The 15,409-nt window shown below is 66.7% G+C and carries 14 protein-coding genes; 5 read left to right on the forward strand and 9 right to left on the reverse strand.

Annotated features, from left to right (window positions below):
* Nucleotides 1-112 precede the first annotated feature (112 nt).
* The gene (locus tag AC3A3X_RS11855; RefSeq protein WP_487583231.1) at nucleotides 113-1,498 is read right to left on the reverse strand and encodes an FAD-binding oxidoreductase; all 1,386 of its coding nucleotides are present in this window, start codon (nucleotides 1,496-1,498) and stop codon (nucleotides 113-115) included.
* A 246-nt stretch (nucleotides 1,499-1,744) separates the two neighbouring features.
* Between AC3A3X_RS11855 and serA the strand changes: the two genes are divergently transcribed.
* Complete coding sequence (serA, locus tag AC3A3X_RS11860) at nucleotides 1,745-2,983, forward strand: phosphoglycerate dehydrogenase (protein WP_487583232.1); 1,239 nt, start codon at nucleotides 1,745-1,747, stop codon at nucleotides 2,981-2,983.
* A gap of 81 nt (nucleotides 2,984-3,064) precedes the next feature.
* Here the strand turns inward: serA and AC3A3X_RS11865 are convergent, their stop codons facing one another.
* A complete protein-coding gene (locus AC3A3X_RS11865; RefSeq protein ID WP_487583233.1) occupies nucleotides 3,065-3,658 on the reverse strand; it encodes an NUDIX hydrolase in 594 nt (197 codons plus the stop codon).
* A gap of 187 nt (nucleotides 3,659-3,845) precedes the next feature.
* Here AC3A3X_RS11865 and AC3A3X_RS11870 point away from each other — a divergent pair, with 187 nt between their 5' ends.
* The 3 genes from AC3A3X_RS11870 to AC3A3X_RS11880 all read left to right on the forward strand — a co-directional run bounded on the left by AC3A3X_RS11870 (nucleotide 3,846) and on the right by AC3A3X_RS11880 (nucleotide 8,065).
* Entirely contained in the window at nucleotides 3,846-4,865 is a 1,020-nt protein-coding gene (locus AC3A3X_RS11870; protein WP_487583234.1) for a hypothetical protein, read from the forward strand.
* Between the two features lie 198 nt (nucleotides 4,866-5,063).
* A complete protein-coding gene (locus AC3A3X_RS11875) occupies nucleotides 5,064-6,536 on the forward strand; it encodes an amino acid permease (protein ID WP_487583235.1) in 1,473 nt (490 codons plus the stop codon).
* A 101-nt stretch (nucleotides 6,537-6,637) separates the two neighbouring features.
* A complete protein-coding gene (locus AC3A3X_RS11880; protein ID WP_487583236.1) occupies nucleotides 6,638-8,065 on the forward strand; it encodes an amino acid permease in 1,428 nt (475 codons plus the stop codon).
* A 432-nt stretch (nucleotides 8,066-8,497) separates the two neighbouring features.
* Here AC3A3X_RS11880 and AC3A3X_RS11885 read toward each other — a convergent pair whose 3' ends face one another.
* Nucleotides 8,498-8,884, reverse strand: a complete 387-nt coding sequence (locus tag AC3A3X_RS11885) for an RNA-binding S4 domain-containing protein (protein ID WP_487583282.1) — start codon at nucleotides 8,882-8,884, stop codon at nucleotides 8,498-8,500.
* A 161-nt stretch (nucleotides 8,885-9,045) separates the two neighbouring features.
* Between AC3A3X_RS11885 and AC3A3X_RS11890 the strand changes: the two genes are divergently transcribed.
* Nucleotides 9,046-10,554, forward strand: a complete 1,509-nt coding sequence (locus AC3A3X_RS11890) for an MATE family efflux transporter (RefSeq protein WP_487583237.1) — start codon at nucleotides 9,046-9,048, stop codon at nucleotides 10,552-10,554.
* Between the two features lie 7 nt (nucleotides 10,555-10,561).
* Here the strand turns inward: AC3A3X_RS11890 and AC3A3X_RS11895 are convergent, their stop codons facing one another.
* The 6 genes from AC3A3X_RS11895 to ffh form a co-directional block, all read right to left on the reverse strand.
* Complete coding sequence (locus tag AC3A3X_RS11895) at nucleotides 10,562-11,368, reverse strand: Mut7-C RNAse domain-containing protein (RefSeq protein WP_487583238.1); 807 nt, start codon at nucleotides 11,366-11,368, stop codon at nucleotides 10,562-10,564.
* 92 nt (nucleotides 11,369-11,460) lie between these two features.
* Complete coding sequence (gene rplS / locus AC3A3X_RS11900; protein ID WP_487583239.1) at nucleotides 11,461-11,841, reverse strand: 50S ribosomal protein L19; 381 nt, start codon at nucleotides 11,839-11,841, stop codon at nucleotides 11,461-11,463.
* Nucleotides 11,842-11,964: 123 nt separating this feature from the next.
* Complete coding sequence (gene trmD / locus AC3A3X_RS11905) at nucleotides 11,965-12,774, reverse strand: tRNA (guanosine(37)-N1)-methyltransferase TrmD (protein WP_487583240.1); 810 nt, start codon at nucleotides 12,772-12,774, stop codon at nucleotides 11,965-11,967.
* 11 nt (nucleotides 12,775-12,785) lie between these two features.
* A complete protein-coding gene (gene rimM / locus AC3A3X_RS11910) occupies nucleotides 12,786-13,316 on the reverse strand; it encodes a ribosome maturation factor RimM (protein ID WP_487583241.1) in 531 nt (176 codons plus the stop codon).
* Between the two features lie 46 nt (nucleotides 13,317-13,362).
* Entirely contained in the window at nucleotides 13,363-13,620 is a 258-nt protein-coding gene (gene rpsP, locus AC3A3X_RS11915; protein ID WP_158731452.1) for a 30S ribosomal protein S16, read from the reverse strand.
* 270 nt (nucleotides 13,621-13,890) lie between these two features.
* Nucleotides 13,891-15,258, reverse strand: a complete 1,368-nt coding sequence (gene ffh, locus AC3A3X_RS11920) for a signal recognition particle protein (protein ID WP_487583242.1) — start codon at nucleotides 15,256-15,258, stop codon at nucleotides 13,891-13,893.
* Between the last annotated feature and the right edge of the window lie 151 nt (nucleotides 15,259-15,409).

A 15,409-nucleotide genomic window follows, 5' to 3' on the forward strand; every position in this document is an offset into this window, starting at 1 on the left:
GGACCGGCAAAGATTACCGGGTGCCGCGCGGTTTGAAGCACGGGCGGCCACGCCGCGATAACGGATATTCACGAATCCGCCGGCGGGCCGTGATCGCGGGCCGTGATCGCTGTTACGGATCGAACAGTTTGCCCGGATTGAGCACGCCGTTCGGGTCCAGCACGCGGCGGATTCCCCTCATCACTTCCACCTCCGCCTCGCTGCGCGTGCCCAGCAGGTAGGGCTTCTTGACCAGGCCGATGCCGTGCTCGGCGGAGATGCTGCCGCCATGGCGCTCCAGCGCCTGTGCCAGCAGCTTGGTGACCTGCTCGCAATGACCGACGAACTCGCCGTCGTCCATGCCTTCGGGCTTGAGCACGTTGATGTGCAGGTTGCCGTCGCCGATATGGCCGAACCAGACCACGTCGAACTGCGGGTACTCGCGCCCGAGCAGATCCTGGGTCTGCGCCAGGAACGCCGGCATTGCCGAGATCCGCACCGAGACATCGTTCTTGTACGGGCGCCAGCGCGCCAGGCTCTCGGTGATGCCCTCGCGCAGACGCCACAGCTGTGCAGCCTGGGCATCGCTCTGGCTGATGACGCCATCGCTGACCAGCCCCTGCTCCAGGCAATGCTCGAACGCTGCCATCGCCGCGGTCTCGAGCTGCCCGTCACCGACCGCGAACTCGGTGACCACGTAGTAGGGATGCACCTCGTCGAACGGCTTCTGCGCGCCGTGCGCCAGCACGTGGTGCAGCGCGCGGTCGGTGAAGAACTCGAAGGCCTCCAGTGCCAGCCGCTCGCGAAATGCCGCGAACACCTTCATCAGCGTCTCGAACGACGGCAGCGCCAGCAGCATGACGTTGGTCGGCGGCGGCGGATCGGTCAGGCGCAAGGTCGCCTCGACGACGATGCCGAGCGTGCCTTCCGAACCGATCATCAACTGGCGCAGGTCGTAGCCGCTGGAATTCTTGATCAGCCCGCGATTGAGTTCGAGCAGGTCGCCCTTGCCGGTCACCACCGCCAAGCCGGCGATCCATTCGCGGGTGTTGCCGTAGCGGATCACGCGGATGCCGCCGGCATTGGTGGCGATGTTGCCGCCGATCGAGCACGAGCCGCGCGCGCCGAAGTCCACCGGGTAGGCCAGGCCGTGTTCGCGGGCGGCGTTGTGCACGGCCTCCAGCGGGATGCCGGCCTGCACGGTCAGCGTGCGGTCGACGGCATTGAAATCGAGCACGCGGTTCATCCGCTCCAGGCTCAGCACCAGCTCGCCGTTGGCCGCGACCGCCCCACCCGACAGCCCGGTGCGCCCGCCCGAAGGCACCACCGCGACGCCCTCCTCGTTGGCCCAGCGCAGGATCATCTGCACTTCCTCGACCGACGACGGCAATGCCACTGCCAGCGGTGCCGGCGTCCAGCGCCGGGTCCAATCGCGACCGTAGTGCTCCATGTCGCCCGGCTCGGTACTCAGGCGCAGGCCGGGGGCACGGGTAGTCAGGCGCTTCAGCGAGTCGGTCATCAAGATGCCTGTGGTTGAAGGTCTGCTCCCTCCCCTGCATGCAGGGGAGGGCTGGGGAGGGGTTGCTTGCCGCTGGCGGCAAGCTCGGCGCTGGTGCGCCTTGCTACCCCCTCCCAACCTCCCCCTGCCAGCAGGGGGAGGAGCTCTAGCGTGCCAGCAGAGACATCCCGGCGCCAGTGATGCAGCGCAGCAAACAGGCCGGATTTCTGACATAGTCAAACGCCCATCCCACCATCCCGACACGTCGTGAGCCTGCAGACCTCGTACCCGAAGTCCGACATCCGTGTGCTGCTGCTGGAAGGGGTCGCCCCGACCGCGGTGGAGAGTTTCCGCAACGCCGGTTACTCGCAGATCCAGACCTACGACAAATCGCTGCCGCCGGAACTGCTGCGCCAGGAGATCGCCGCCGCGCACATCATCGGCATCCGCTCGCGCACGCACCTGGACGCCGAGGTGCTGTCTCATGCGCGCCGCCTGATCGCGATCGGCTGCTTCTGCATCGGCACCAACCAGGTCGATCTCGACAGCGCCGAACTGGCCGGCATTCCGGTCTTCAACGCGCCCTATTCCAATACCCGCAGCGTCGCCGAGCTGGTCGTCGCCGAGGCGATCATGCTGATGCGCGGCATCCCGCAGAAGAACGCGCAATGCCACCGCGGCGGCTGGTCCAAGTCGGCCGCCGGCAGCCACGAGGTGCGCGGCAAGACGCTGGGCATCGTCGGCTATGGCCACATCGGCACCCAGGTCGGCGTGATCGCCGAAGCGCTGGGCATGCAGGTGATCTTCCACGACATCGAGACCAAGCTGTCGCTGGGCAACGCCCGCGCCGCCGCCGGCCTCGACGAGCTGCTGGCGCGCAGCGACATCGTCACCCTGCACGTGCCGGAGACGGCCGCGACGCAGGGCATGTTTGGTGCCGCGCAGGTGGCACGGATGAAGCCGGGCGCGCACCTGATCAACGCTTCGCGCGGCACCGTTGTGGATATCGATGCGCTTGCCGCGGGCCTGGCATCGGGTCAGGTCGGCGGCGCCGCGGTCGACGTGTTCCCGGTAGAGCCGCAAGGCAACGCCGACGCGTTCGTGTCGCCCCTGGTCGGCCTCGACAACGTGATCCTGACCCCGCACATCGGCGGCAGCACGCTCGAAGCCCAGGACAACATCGGCCTGGAAGTGGCGGCGAAGCTGATCCGCTACAGCGACAACGGCTCGACCCTGTCGGCGGTCAATTTCCCGGAAGTGACCCTGCCCGAGCACACCGGCAGCCTGCGCCTGTTGCACATCCACCGCAACGTGCCGGGCGTGTTGTCGCAGGTCAACGACGTGTTCTCGCGCCTGGGCGTCAACATCGACGGCCAGTTCCTGCGCACGCATCCCAAGGTCGGCTACGTGGTGATCGACGTCACCGCGACGCAAGCCCAGGCGGCGCTGGTACGCGATGAGCTGGCACGCATTCCGGGAACGCTGCGGGTGCGCATCCTCTACTGACACCGCCACCCTTGTAGGAGCGAGCTTGCTCGCGAACCCTGCGTGTCCGCGGCGGACAGGCTTTCGCGAGCAAGCTCGCTCCTACAGGTGAGGGTTCCAGCGATTGCGGTCGAGCCACTTGCGCGCCATGCGGCGCATCGACTCGTCGCTGCCCGGATCGGCCAGGATCTCGTCGATCGCGCGCCACGCCAGGTCATGCGACTCGTCGCTGACGACGTAGTCTTCGTTGTCGCGCGCATGCACGACGTAGCGCACGTCGTAGTGCCAATGGCCGGGGACCTCACCGCGTTCGGGGATCCAGTGCCGGTCAAGGTCGAACACCTCCGGCTCCACGTCCAGGCCGGTCAACCCGGACTCCTCCTCCGCCTCGCGCAGGGCGACGCGCGACAGGTCACGGTCGCCGTCGGCATGGCCACCGAGCTGCAGCCAGCGTTCGAGCTTGCGATGGTGCGTGAGCAGCACGCGTGTCGCGCTGCGGTCGACCAGCCACGACGAGGCCGTGAAGTGGCCGATCAGGTGGATGCGATCGAAGACCGTGTCGGCCGACTCCAGGAACCGGCTGAAGTCGCCTGCGGCTTCGGCTTCCTGCGGCCATCGGCTGGCGTAATCGGCCAATGCCGCGCGCAGCGAATCGATTGAGCCGAAGGTGGCGCTGGCCTCGTGATCGGTGTTCAACGGTTCTGCCCTGGAAGGAATGGCGCCATTTTAGGCTGGCGGACGGCTGTTTTCCGAGATTCTGACGGCGCAAGGGAGAGGAAGGGCGCGCGGCGCGAGAACTTTTCCCATATCAACTGAGACAACTCTTATTCCGCGGACCCGGCGCCGTGCGACAGGATCCGGATGAACGGACACCGGATACCTTATGGAAGAGACGACGACGCCACCCTGCGCGCGCGGCGCAGTGCGCGAACCCCTGCTGCAACTCAATGGCCGGCAATGGCCCACTCCGCTCCTGCTGACCCTGCTGGCGCTGGCCGCCACGAGCGTGCAGGCGCAAACGCCGGCCGACACCAACCAGGTCCGCTTCACCGGCCCGCTGGTCAGCTCCGCGCCGCCATTGCCCAAGGGCATGCTCAACATCGAGCCGTACCTGATCAACACGCAGACCGTGGCCCGCTACGATTCGAAGGGCCATCGTCACGACGTCGACGGCGTCACCGACGACTGGCAGATGTCGGTACCGGTCCAGTACGGCGCCACCGATCGCCTGACCCTTGCCGTCACGCTCAACGCCGCCTACGCACCGGGCCGCGACGGGCAATGGGATCTCGCCGCCGGCGACACCCGACTGTCGGCGTCCTGGCTGCTCGCGCACGGCAGTGGTGCGCACCAGCCGAAGCTGACCGTAACGGCGCACCAGAACCTCACCACCGGCCAGCACGACCGTCTCGAACAGCGGCGCATTCCCGGCCCAACCGGCAGCGGCGCCGACTCCACCACCCTTGCGCTGGATGGCCAGGCGTACTTCCTGCCACGCAGCAACCTGCGCGGTCGGGCCGGCCTGGCATGGCGGCTGCCGGGCGCCGACGCCGGCCTGCACGGGCAGAGCGGCTACCACACGCATGCCGGGTTCAAGGGCAACGCGGAGCTGGGCCAAGGCGTCGTCGCCACCCTGGGAGCGGAATACAGCATCAACGGCAACTGGGCGCTGGCCTCGGACCTGGTGTACGAGCACGAAGCCAGCACCCGCGTTCGCGGCCTTGCCGGCAACGACCTGGTCGACGAGACCCTGCCTTCGTCCTGGCGCCTGTCGATCGCCCCCGCGGCGGAGTACCACTGGTCCGACAACGCCGGCATGATTTTCGGCGCACTGGTGTCGCTCGATGGCCGCAACAGCGCGGCGATCGTGTCTCCGCAGGTCGCGGTCAACCTGGCGTTCTGACGTCATCGCGCCGGCCCCGGACATGGCTGCTTGCCCGCGGCCGCAACCGCGCCGGCACCGTTTCGCGTATACCAAAGGGGTGTGACGTTTCACGCTTGCCGCTTCTTTCCCGCGTGGGTTAAGGTGGCCCGCCCCCCACGGCCCATACGTTTCACTCGCCGCCTGAATGGGTGGCAGATCACATTTCAGGGGAATCAGATGTTCAAAGACCTCTTCATCACCAAGCCGGTGGAGCCCGCCGGGCACGTCGATGCCGGTGAGCCCGTAGAAGGCAGCCTGCAAGGCGAGGCAGTCCTCAAGCGATCGTTGACTGCCACCCAACTGGTGATGCTGGGGATAGGTGCCGTCATCGGCGCCGGCATCTTCGTGTTGTCCGGCCACGCCGCCGCCGAGCACGCCGGCCCGGCCATCGTCCTGAGCTTCATCATCGCCGGCTTCGCCTGTGCCCTCGCCGGCCTGTGCTATGCCGAGTTCGCCGCGATGATGCCGGTCTCGGGCAGCGCCTACTCCTACTCCTACGCCACGCTGGGCGAGTTCGTCGCCTGGTTCATCGGCTGGAACCTGGTGCTCGAGTACATGTTCGCCGCCTCGACCGTCGCGGTCGGCTGGTCGGGCTACCTCAACAGCTTCCTCGAATACTTCCACCTGGCCTTGCCGACCTCGCTGGCAGCCGCCCCGCTCAACGTCGTCGACGGCAGCATCGTCTACACCGGCGGCCTGATCAATTTGCCGGCGGTGTTCATCGTCGCCGCGCTCAGCGGCCTGTGCTACGTCGGCATCACCCAGTCGGCGATCGTCAACTCGGTGATCGTGGCCATCAAGGTCATCGTCATCGTGATGTTCGTCGCCTTCGCGACCAGCTACATCAACCCCGACAACTGGGTGCCGTTCATTCCGGAGAACGAAGGTCCGGGCAAGTACGGTATGTCGGGCGTCATCCGCGGTGCGGCGGTGGTGTTCTTCGCCTACATCGGCTTCGATGCGGTCTCGACCGCGGCCGGTGAAGCCAAGAACCCGCAGCGCGACATGCCGATCGGCATCCTCGGTTCGCTGGTCATCTGCACGATCATCTACATCATCGTCGCCCTGGTGCTGACCGGCCTGCTGCCGTACCACCTGCTGAGCACGCCCAAGCCGGTCGCAACCGCGCTGGAAGCCTACCCGGCCCTGGCCTGGCTGAAGATGATCGTGGAGATCGGCGCCATTGCCGGCCTGAGCTCGGTGATCCTGGTGATGTTGATGGGCCAGCCGCGCATCTTCTACTCGATGGCGAAGGACGGCCTGATGCCGCAGGTGTTCGCCAAGGTGCACCCGAAGTTCCAGACGCCGTACATGGGCACGATTATTGTTGGTGTGTTCGCCTGCCTGCTGGCCGGCTTCCTGCCGATCGGCCTGCTTGGCGAACTGGTCTCGATGGGCACCTTGCTCGCCTTCGCCACCGTCTCCATCGGCGTGCTGGTACTGCGCAAGAGCCGCCCGGACCTGGCGCGTCCGTTCCGCGTGCCGGCTGCGGCAATCATCTGCCCGCTCGGCGCGGCCGCCTGCCTTTACCTGTTCTGGCAGCCGTTCTCGGAGCATTGGCACCTGATGACCGGCTGGACCGCGATCGGCATGGCGATCTACTTCTTCTACGGTTACCGCAACAGCAAGGTTCGCAAGGCTCAGCGCTGATCGCTGATCCACTCAAGGCCGGCGGTGACCCCGTCGGCCTTGTTCATTGAGGTTTCGCACTCTTTTCAATTCCGGCTATTGGCCGGTTCGGGAATCGCCTGATGTTCGGACAACTCTGGGCCACCAAACACCCCCATGCCAGCCATGCCGATGCGCAGGGTCTGGAGCTGCACCGCACGCTCGGCCCGTGGGGTCTGACCGCGCTGGGCATCGGCGCGGTCATCGGCGGCGGCATCTTCGTCATCACCGGCCAGGCCGCGGCGGATCATGCCGGCCCGGCGATCATGCTGTCGTTCGTGCTGGCGGCGATCTGCTGCACGTTCTGCGCACTGGCCTACGCCGAATTCGCGGCAATGGTGCCGGTCTCCGGCAGCGCCTATACCTATACCTACGCGACGCTGGGCGAACTGGCTGCGTGGTTCATCGGCTGGATGCTGGTACTTGAGTACGGCGTGTCGGCGTCCGCTGTCGCCGTCAGCTGGACCGGCTACTTCCTCAGCCTGCTCGATCACTTCGGCATACACCTGCCACAGGCCCTGGTCAGTGCGCCGCTGGACGCGCAGCTCAAGCCGACCGGCGCGATCGCCAACCTGCCGGCGGCCGGCATCGTACTGCTGCTGACCTGGCTTTGTTACGTGGGCATCCGCAAGTCGTCGGCAATGAACATGGCGATGGTCGTGCTCAAGACCGGGCTGATCCTGCTGGTGATCTTCGCCGGCTGGAAGTACATCGATCCGGCCAACTGGCATCCGTTCATCCCGGCCAACGAGGGTCCGGGCAAGTACGGCTTTGAAGGCGTGCTGCGCGGTGCGGCGCTGGTGTTCTTCGCCTACATCGGCTTCGAGGCGGTGTCGGTGGCGGCGCAGGAGTCGCACAAGCCGCAGCGCGATCTGCCGATCGGCATGCTGCTGTCGCTGGCGATCTGCACGGTGCTGTACATCGCCATGGCCGCGGTCATGACGGGCCTGGTGCCGTTCGCGCAGCTCGGCACGGATGAGCCGGTGGTCACTGCAGTGGCGGCGCATCCGGAACTGGGCTGGCTGCGGGTGGTGGTCGAGATCGGCGCGCTGATCGGTCTGTCGTCGGTGGTGCTGGTGATGATCATCGGGCAGCCGCGTATCTTCATGATCATGGCGCGCGACGGTCTGTTGCCGCCGCTGTTCACCCGGATCCATCCCGAGTACCGCACGCCGCACATCAATACCGTGATCACAGGCATTGGCATTGCGATCCTGGCGGCGTTGTTCCCGCTCGATGTGCTCGGTGAGCTGACGTCGATGGGCACGCTGATTGCGTTTGCCGCGGTCTGCGGCGGTGTGCTGATCCTGCGCCGCACGCAGCCCGACCTGCCGCGTCCGTTCCGCATTCCGTTCGCGTGGGTGGTCTGCCTGGCCGGCATCTTCAGCTGCCTGGCGCTGCTGTCGACGATGACCGCGCACAACTGGTTCCTGATGGTGGTGTGGACGGCGGTCGGGTTCCTGATTTACTTCCTGTACGGCTACAGGCACAGCAGGCTCAAGAAGGGCTGATGGGCAAGAAGGGCGCCGATGGGCGCCCTTCTTTTTGGGGTTGGCGTTGCTTGTCGTCCCGAACGCAAGTGAGGGGCCTGCTGGTGCAGTTGCGTGTCGGGCTTGCGTCTGCGTTGCGGCGTCGTCCGCCGGGCCGGGGATTGCTCCGCCCCTTAGTCGGACATCCTGTCCGAATGCGGGGCGTGGGCCATCCATGGCCCACTGCGGAGCAATCCCCGGCCCGGCGGACGATGCTTCGGCATTTCGTTGCTTGGTCTTCGGTGGCCCTCACCCCGACCCCTCTCCCGCAAGCGGGAGAGGGGCTAAAGAAAACCGTCATCCCCGCGAAGGCGGGGACCCAGCGACTTTCGCCTGATCGAGGGCAATCGCTCCAGCGCAATCAGCAGGTCGAACCCACTTGATCGTGGAGGCCCCTCGCGACGTGGTCGCCAGCTATAGCGCGTCGATATCGCCCAAGGCGCGGATCAATCTACGCGCACGCTTGTCCGGTTTGCTCTCCGGTGCACGGTAGCCGTTGCGCTCGGCAATGCGATGGGCGCGCAGCTGCTCGCGCGCCAGCCGAGAGGCTTCGCTCTCGGCGTACAGGGTCTGTGCGGCGCTGGCGGGCCCGCGCGTGTCGCTGAGCGCGAGCACGGCGATTTCGAAGGTTTCCTCGCCGCGCGCCACGCGCAACACGTCGCCCACGCGCACCACCCGTGAGGCTTTCGCGCGCTGGCCGCCGACGTCGACCTTGCCGGTCTCCACCGCCTGCTTGGCCAGGCTGCGGGTCTTGTAGAAGCGCGCGGCCCACAGCCACACGTCCAGTCGCACTGCCTGCATCGGATCGGGTTGTTGTGTCACTGCATCTTCCAGCGTGCGGGCCACTGCATCGGCCATTGGAATTATCACCGAACCGGCCCTGAAACGCGCCTGCAAAAAGGCATACAGCCACTTCGCGCCGCGGGTGCTACCTTGCCGCCCTTCCCTTCGCAGGTCCCGTGATGCCGCCCAGACAGCACAACCTCACCGAGGGCCCGATCGGCCGCAATCTGCTGGCGTTCGCGCTGCCGATCCTCGCCGGCAACGTCGCGCAGTCCCTCAACGGCTCGGTGAACGCGGTCTGGGTCGGGCGCTTCCTCGGCGAGGAAGCGCTGACCGCCACGGCCAACGCCAACAACATCATGTTCTTCCTGATCGGGTCGGTGTTCGGCTTCGGCATGGCCGCCACCATCCTGATCGCGCAGGCAATCGGGGCGCGCGACATCACCCAGGCGCGGCGCGTCATGGGCACCAGCGCGACGTTCTTCGTCGGCCTGTCGGTCGTGATCGCGGCGCTGGGCTGGTGGCTGTCGCGGTACCTGCTGGCGGCGATGGGCACGCCGCTGGCCTCGCTGCAGTTCGCCGAGGATTACCTGCAGGTGATCTTCCTGGCGATGCCGATCCTGTACACGTTCGCCTTCATTTCGGCGGCGCTGCGCGGTGCCGGCGATTCGCGTACGCCGTTCCGTTTCCTGCTGGTGTCGGTGCTGCTCGACATCGCCTTCAATCCGCTGCTGATCTTCGGCATCGGACCGTTCCCCAAGCTCGGCATCGCCGGTTCGGCCTGGTCGACGCTGCTGGCGCAGGGGCTGACCCTGGTCGCATTGCTGCTGTACCTGCGTCACCGCAAGCATCCGCTGTGGCTGGGCCGGCGCGACGCGCACATGTTCCGGATCGACCTGACGATCCTGCGCGCGCTCGTGGTCAAGGGCGTGCCGATGGGGCTGCAGATGGTGCTGATCTCGCTGGCGATGATCGCGATGATGAGCATGGTCAACCAGTACGGAACCGACACTACTGCCGCCTACGGCGCCGCGCTGCAGTTGTGGACCTACGTGCAAATGCCGGCGATGGCGATCGGCGCGGCGTGCTCGTCGATGGCCGCGCAGAATGTCGGCGCGCATCGCTGGGACCGCGTATCGGCCACCGCCAAGGCCGGCGTGCTGTTCAACTTCCTGCTGACCGGTGCGATCATCGCGCCGCTGATCCTGCTCGACCGCTGGACCCTGGCGCTGTTCCTGCCCGAAGGCAGCAGCGCGCTCGAAGTCGCGCGCCATCTCAACCACATCTCGGTGTGGTCGTTCCTGTTCTTCGGCGTGACCTTCGTGGTTTCCGGCGTGGTGCGCTCCACCGGTGCGGTGATTCCGCCGCTGCTGATCCTGGCGCTGGCGTTGTGGGGCATCCGTGTGCCGTTCGCCAACCTGCTGCAACCGACGTTCGGGCCGGATGCGATCTGGTGGAGCTTCCCGGTCAGCGCGCTGTGCTCGATGCTGATGGCATTGTCGTATTACCGCTGGGGCAACTGGCGCAAGGCGCGGATGCTGCCGCCGGATCCGCACGAGGTCGCGGTGCCGGCCGAAGTGCCGGCCACGCCGCCGTCGCCGGTGGCGGACCCTAGTGCAGAGACGGACGAGGACGTTGCCAGCGGCCTGGCGTTGTCGGCTGCCGAGGGCGCCAGCACGAAACGGTAGCGTTGCCCTAAACCGCCACGCCGACTTCGGCCAGTCGCTGCCTGAGCCTCTGCAGATGGCTGCCAGGCCAGTACACCTGGCGGCAATGCGCGCACTGGCTCATCGAGTCGTGCTGGCAACCCATCTGTGCATGCAGCCGTTCCGCGGCGTCGCCATCGAGCAACTCCACCGGCCCGTTGCAGCGCGCGCAGCGCGTGAACGGCGCGATGCGCTCGTCGAGCTGGAAGCGGTCGCAGACCTCGCGCAGTTGCCGGCGCGGGTCGGTTGCGTGCAGGAAGGCGCCGTGCGTCAGCGCCGAACGCTTGAGCAGCCCCTTGTCGCGGCTGAGCAGCGTGCGCCGCTGTGCACGCGAGATCGCCAGCAACTCATCGTCGTCGTAGTCGTTGCGGTAGAGCGTGTCGAAGCCGAGCAGTCGCAGGTAGGCGGCCAGGCGCCCCAGGTGCACGTCGAGCACGAAGCGTGGCTCGCGCAAGGGCGTGGGGCGCAGCCGACAGGCGTCGCCGAGCTCGAAGCGCTCGAACATCGGATACACCGCCACGCGTTCGCCACCGTGCAGGCGATGGGCGAAGCCCACCGGCGCACCATCGACCAGGATCAGGTCCACCTCGGTGTGCGGTACACCCAGCGATTCGATGCGGTCCTTGACTGTCGGCGTGCCGTCGAAGGCATGCATGAAGCTGCGCCTCCTGCGCTCGGGCGCGAGGAAGTCGCACAGCTCCTCGTAGAAGCGGAATTCGCATTGGCGAAGCTGGCTCGCCAGGGTGCGCTCCCATGGCAATGGCCGGAACGGTCGCTGTTGCGAGCGTACGCCCATTTGCGGGCACGCATGATGCGAGCGCACAAATGCAAACGGCCGCCCTGGGGCGGCCGTTGCAGTTCGCAGCAGGCTTGAAGACCTGCGCGTGATTACTCGGACTTGGAGTAGGCCGAGAGATCTTCCTTGATGCGCGCCTTCTTGCCCTTCAGGCCACGCAGGTAGTACAGCTTGCCGGCGCGGACCTTGCCGCGGCGCTTCACGTCGACCGAAGCGATCGTGGCGCTGTGGGTCTGGAAGACGCGCTCGACGCCGAAGCCGTGCGAGATCTTGCGCACGGTGAACGACGAGTTCAGGCCGGCGTTCTTGATCGCGATGACCACGCCTTCGTAGGCCTGGACGCGCTCACGCGTGCCTTCCTTGACGTTGACGTTGACGACGACGGTGTCGCCCTGGCTGAAGTCGGGCAGCTGACGCTTGATCTGCTCGGCTTCGAAATTCTGGAGAAGCGTGTGGATCGACGGATTGTTCATGGCTTTGGCCTGTTGGAGTCGTTTTAGCGCGAGTGCACGTGGACCCGCGTCTGGCAGGGGCTGAAACTAAAGGGGTGGAACTAATGGAAGCCGCGGATTATAGCGGCTTTTTTCCTTGTGTGGCTATGACTTGGCCCTGGCCGGGTCAGGCTCGGAAGCGGTCGCGACCGGGGTGGTGTCCGCTTTGCCCCCGTCGCCCGCCAGCTCGGCCCGGTAGGCCGCCAGCAGCTTGCGGTCGGCCTTGGACAGACTGGCCTCGTCGAGCAGGTCCGGCCGTCGCTGCCAGGTCCTTCCCAGCGCCTGCATCCGCCGCCAGGCGGCGATATGGGCGTGGTTGCCCGACAGCAGCACCTCCGGCACCGAACCCAGCTCGTGCTCGATCGGCCGGCTATAGTGCGGGCAGTCCAGCAGCCCGTCCTCGAAGCTGTCCTGGACCGCCGACTCGGCATCGCCCAGCACGCCCTCGCGCAGCCGCGCGACCGCATCGACGACCACCGCCGCAGCCAGCTCGCCGCCGGACAGGACGTAGTCGCCGATCGAAATCTCTTCGTCGACTTCTGCCTGGATCAGGCGCTCGTCGATGCCCTCGTAACGCCCGCACAGCAGGATGAGGCGCTCACGGCTGGCCAGCTCGCGGACCTTGGCCTGGGTCAGGGGCACGCCCTGGGGGCTCAGGTAGACGACTTTCGCAGGGGCCGGATCGGCAGCACGCGCTGCCTGCAGGCTCGCCCGCAGCGGGTCGATCAGCATGACCATGCCGGGGCCGCCGCCGCAGGGGCGGTCGTCGACCCGGCGGTAGTTGCCTTCGGCGTAGTCGCGCGGGTTCCAGCCATGCAGCGACAGCAGTCCGCGCTCGCCGGCACGCCCGACCACGCCAAAGGCGGCGCACTGGGCGACGAACTCGGGGAACAGGCTGATGACGTCGATGCGCATGGCAGGTGGAACTAGAACTCGGGGTCCCAGTCGACGGTGACCACGCCGTTGTCGAAATCCACCGATGCCACGTACTGCGGAACCACGAACGGGATCATCCGCTCGCGCTCGTCGTCGCGCGCGACCAGCACGTCATTGGCGCCGGTGGCGAAGATGTGCGAGACCACGCCCAGCGAAACGCCGTCGACGGTGACCACGCGCAGGCCTTCCAGGTCGACCCAGTAATACTCACCCTCGCTCGGCGGCGGCAGCGCCGAACGCGGAACGTAGATCTCGGTGCCGCGCATCGCCTCGATGGCGTCGCGGTCGGTGACGTCGGGGAAATTGGCAACGGTGTACTTGCCGGTTTGTTTCCCGCGCACGCCGCGCAGCTCGCGCTCGTTGCCCTGCGGGTCGCGCAGGATCCACGGCTGGTAATTGAAGATCGCGGCGCGCGGCTCGGTCCAGGACTCGAGCTTTGCTTCGCCACGAATGCCAAAGGCGCCGGACACCCTGCCTAGCAGGATGCGGCGCCCTGGGCGCTCCTCGGAGGAGCCAGTCATGCAGGTGCTCTAAGCATCGGCCGCGCGGTCAGGCGCGGCCGGCAGATCAGGCTGCGGTCGCGGCCTTGGCCGCTTCCTTGTACAGCACGGCGACCTTGTCGGTCAGCTGCGCGCCGTTGCCAACCCAGTGAGCGATGCGCTCGACGTTGAGCTCGACGCGCTTCTCGGCGCCCTGGGCGACCGGGTTGTAGAAGCCGACGCGCTCGATGTTGCGGCCGTCACGGGCGTTGCGGCTGTCGGTGACGATGACGTGGTAGAAGGGACGCTTCTTGGCGCCGCCGCGTGCGAGACGAATCTTGACCATGGTTCGGTAGTTCCTGTGTTGCCCAGTCGCCGGAATGGCGAGGTAAGCCAAAAAGTATAAGCCATTGATCCGGGTCGGGAAAGCCCTGGGAAGTGGGCCTGGGCGGGGTCCAGGGGGCTGGCGCGCTTCGCGCGGCCCTCATCCGCCCTGCCGGGCACCTTCTCCCGCCAGCGGGAGAAGGGATCTGGCCCTGATAGGGACCTGAAGCCCTGAAAGGAAGTGTGAGCCCCTCTCCCGCTTGCGGGAGAGGGGTTGGGGTGAGGGCCAGCCTCAGCGGAACGGCATCCCGCCGCGTGCGCCCATCATCCCCTTCATGCCCCGCATCAGCCCCTTCATGCCGCCGCCGGACAGCTTGCTCATCATCTTTTCCATCTGCTGATACTGCTTCATCAGCTTGTTGACGTCGGCCGGGGTCAGGCCGGCACCCTTGGCGATGCGGGCGCGGCGCGAGCCGTTCAGCAACGCGGGGTTGCGGCGCTCCTTCCTGGTCATCGAATTGATGATGGCCACCATCCGCGGCACTTCCTTGCCGGTGACCTGGCTCTTCACCGAATCCGGGATCTGGCCCATGCCCGGCAGCTTGTCCATGAGGCCGTGCAGGCCGCCCATGTTCTGCATCTGCTCGAGCTGGTCCTTCATGTCGTTGAGGTCGAACTTCTTGCCCTTGGCGACCTTCTCGGCGAGCTTTTGCGCCTTGTCCTTGTCGACCTGCTGCTCGACCTGCTCGACCAGCGACAGCACGTCGCCCATGTCGAGGATGCGGCTGGCGATACGGTCCGGGTGGAACACGTCGAGGCCGTCGGGCTTCTCGCCGGTGCCGATGAACTTGATCGGACGCTGGGTGATGTAGCGCACCGACAGCGCGGCGCCACCGCGGGCGTCGCCGTCGGTCTTGGTCAGCACCACGCCGGTCAGCGGCAACGCTTCACCGAAATGCTTGGCGGTGACCGCGGCGTCCTGGCCGGTCATCGAGTCGACCACGAACAGCGTCTCGACCGGCTTGACCGCGGCGTGCAGCGCCTTGATCTCGGCCATCATCGCTTCGTCGATGCTGGTGCGGCCGGCGGTGTCGACCAGCAGCACGTCGACGTAGGACTTGCGCGCATCGTCGATGGCCGCCTTGACGATCGCCTCGGGCTTCTGCTCGGCGCTGGACGGGAAGAACAGCACGTCGACCTGCTGCGCCAGCGTCTTGAGCTGCTCGATCGCGGCCGGACGATAGACGTCGGCCGACACCACCATCACCTTCTTCTTGCGCTTTTCCTTCAGGTGCTTGGCAAGCTTGGCCACCGTGGTGGTCTTGCCCGCGCCCTGCAGGCCGGCCATCAGGATCACGGCCGGTGCCGGCACGTTGAGGTTGAGGTCGGACGCGGCCGAGCCCATCACCGCCGACATCTCGTCGCGGACGATCTTGATCAGCGCCTGGCCCGGGGTCAGCGACTTGAGCACTTCCTGGCCGACCGCGCGCACCTTGATGCGCTCGATCAGGGCCTGAACCACCGGCAGGGCCACGTCGGCCTCGAGCAGGGCGATGCGGACTTCGCGCAGCGACTCGCGGATGTTCTCCTCGGTCAGCCGGCCACGGCCGCGAAGGCGCTCGATGGTGCCGGAGAGACGTTGGGTCAGGGATTCGAACATGCGGGGGATACCTGCGGGTCGCGCGAACGCGGGATGGATCAAAGCGGGGCGCGAAGTATAGCTCTGCATCCAAGGACGAGCAGACCCTCGCTGCGCTCGGGTTGCAAAGACCCGGCGCCGATCACTGCGGTTCGTCTCGCGGCTATGCGAC

The sequence above is a fragment of the Lysobacter sp. Soil_N_23 genome, from assembly GCF_057656135.1.

Excerpts from the sequence above, each read along its gene's own strand:
- AC3A3X_RS11855 (WP_487583231.1), bottom strand. The coding sequence starts at position 1,498 with ATGACCGACTCGCTGAAGCGCCTGACTACCCGTGCCCCCGGCCTGCGC.
- AC3A3X_RS11870 (WP_487583234.1), top strand. The coding sequence starts at position 3,846 with ATGGAAGAGACGACGACGCCACCCTGCGCGCGCGGCGCAGTGCGCGAA.
- AC3A3X_RS11875 (WP_487583235.1), top strand. The coding sequence starts at position 5,064 with ATGTTCAAAGACCTCTTCATCACCAAGCCGGTGGAGCCCGCCGGGCAC.
- AC3A3X_RS11880 (WP_487583236.1), top strand. The coding sequence starts at position 6,638 with ATGTTCGGACAACTCTGGGCCACCAAACACCCCCATGCCAGCCATGCC.
- AC3A3X_RS11885 (WP_487583282.1), bottom strand. The coding sequence starts at position 8,884 with ATGCAGGCAGTGCGACTGGACGTGTGGCTGTGGGCCGCGCGCTTCTAC.
- AC3A3X_RS11890 (WP_487583237.1), top strand. The coding sequence starts at position 9,046 with ATGCCGCCCAGACAGCACAACCTCACCGAGGGCCCGATCGGCCGCAAT.
- AC3A3X_RS11895 (WP_487583238.1), bottom strand. The coding sequence starts at position 11,368 with ATGGGCGTACGCTCGCAACAGCGACCGTTCCGGCCATTGCCATGGGAG.
- rplS (WP_487583239.1), bottom strand. The coding sequence starts at position 11,841 with ATGAACAATCCGTCGATCCACACGCTTCTCCAGAATTTCGAAGCCGAG.
- trmD (WP_487583240.1), bottom strand. The coding sequence starts at position 12,774 with ATGCGCATCGACGTCATCAGCCTGTTCCCCGAGTTCGTCGCCCAGTGC.
- rimM (WP_487583241.1), bottom strand. The coding sequence starts at position 13,316 with ATGACTGGCTCCTCCGAGGAGCGCCCAGGGCGCCGCATCCTGCTAGGC.
- rpsP (WP_158731452.1), bottom strand. The coding sequence starts at position 13,620 with ATGGTCAAGATTCGTCTCGCACGCGGCGGCGCCAAGAAGCGTCCCTTC.
- ffh (WP_487583242.1), bottom strand. The coding sequence starts at position 15,258 with ATGTTCGAATCCCTGACCCAACGTCTCTCCGGCACCATCGAGCGCCTT.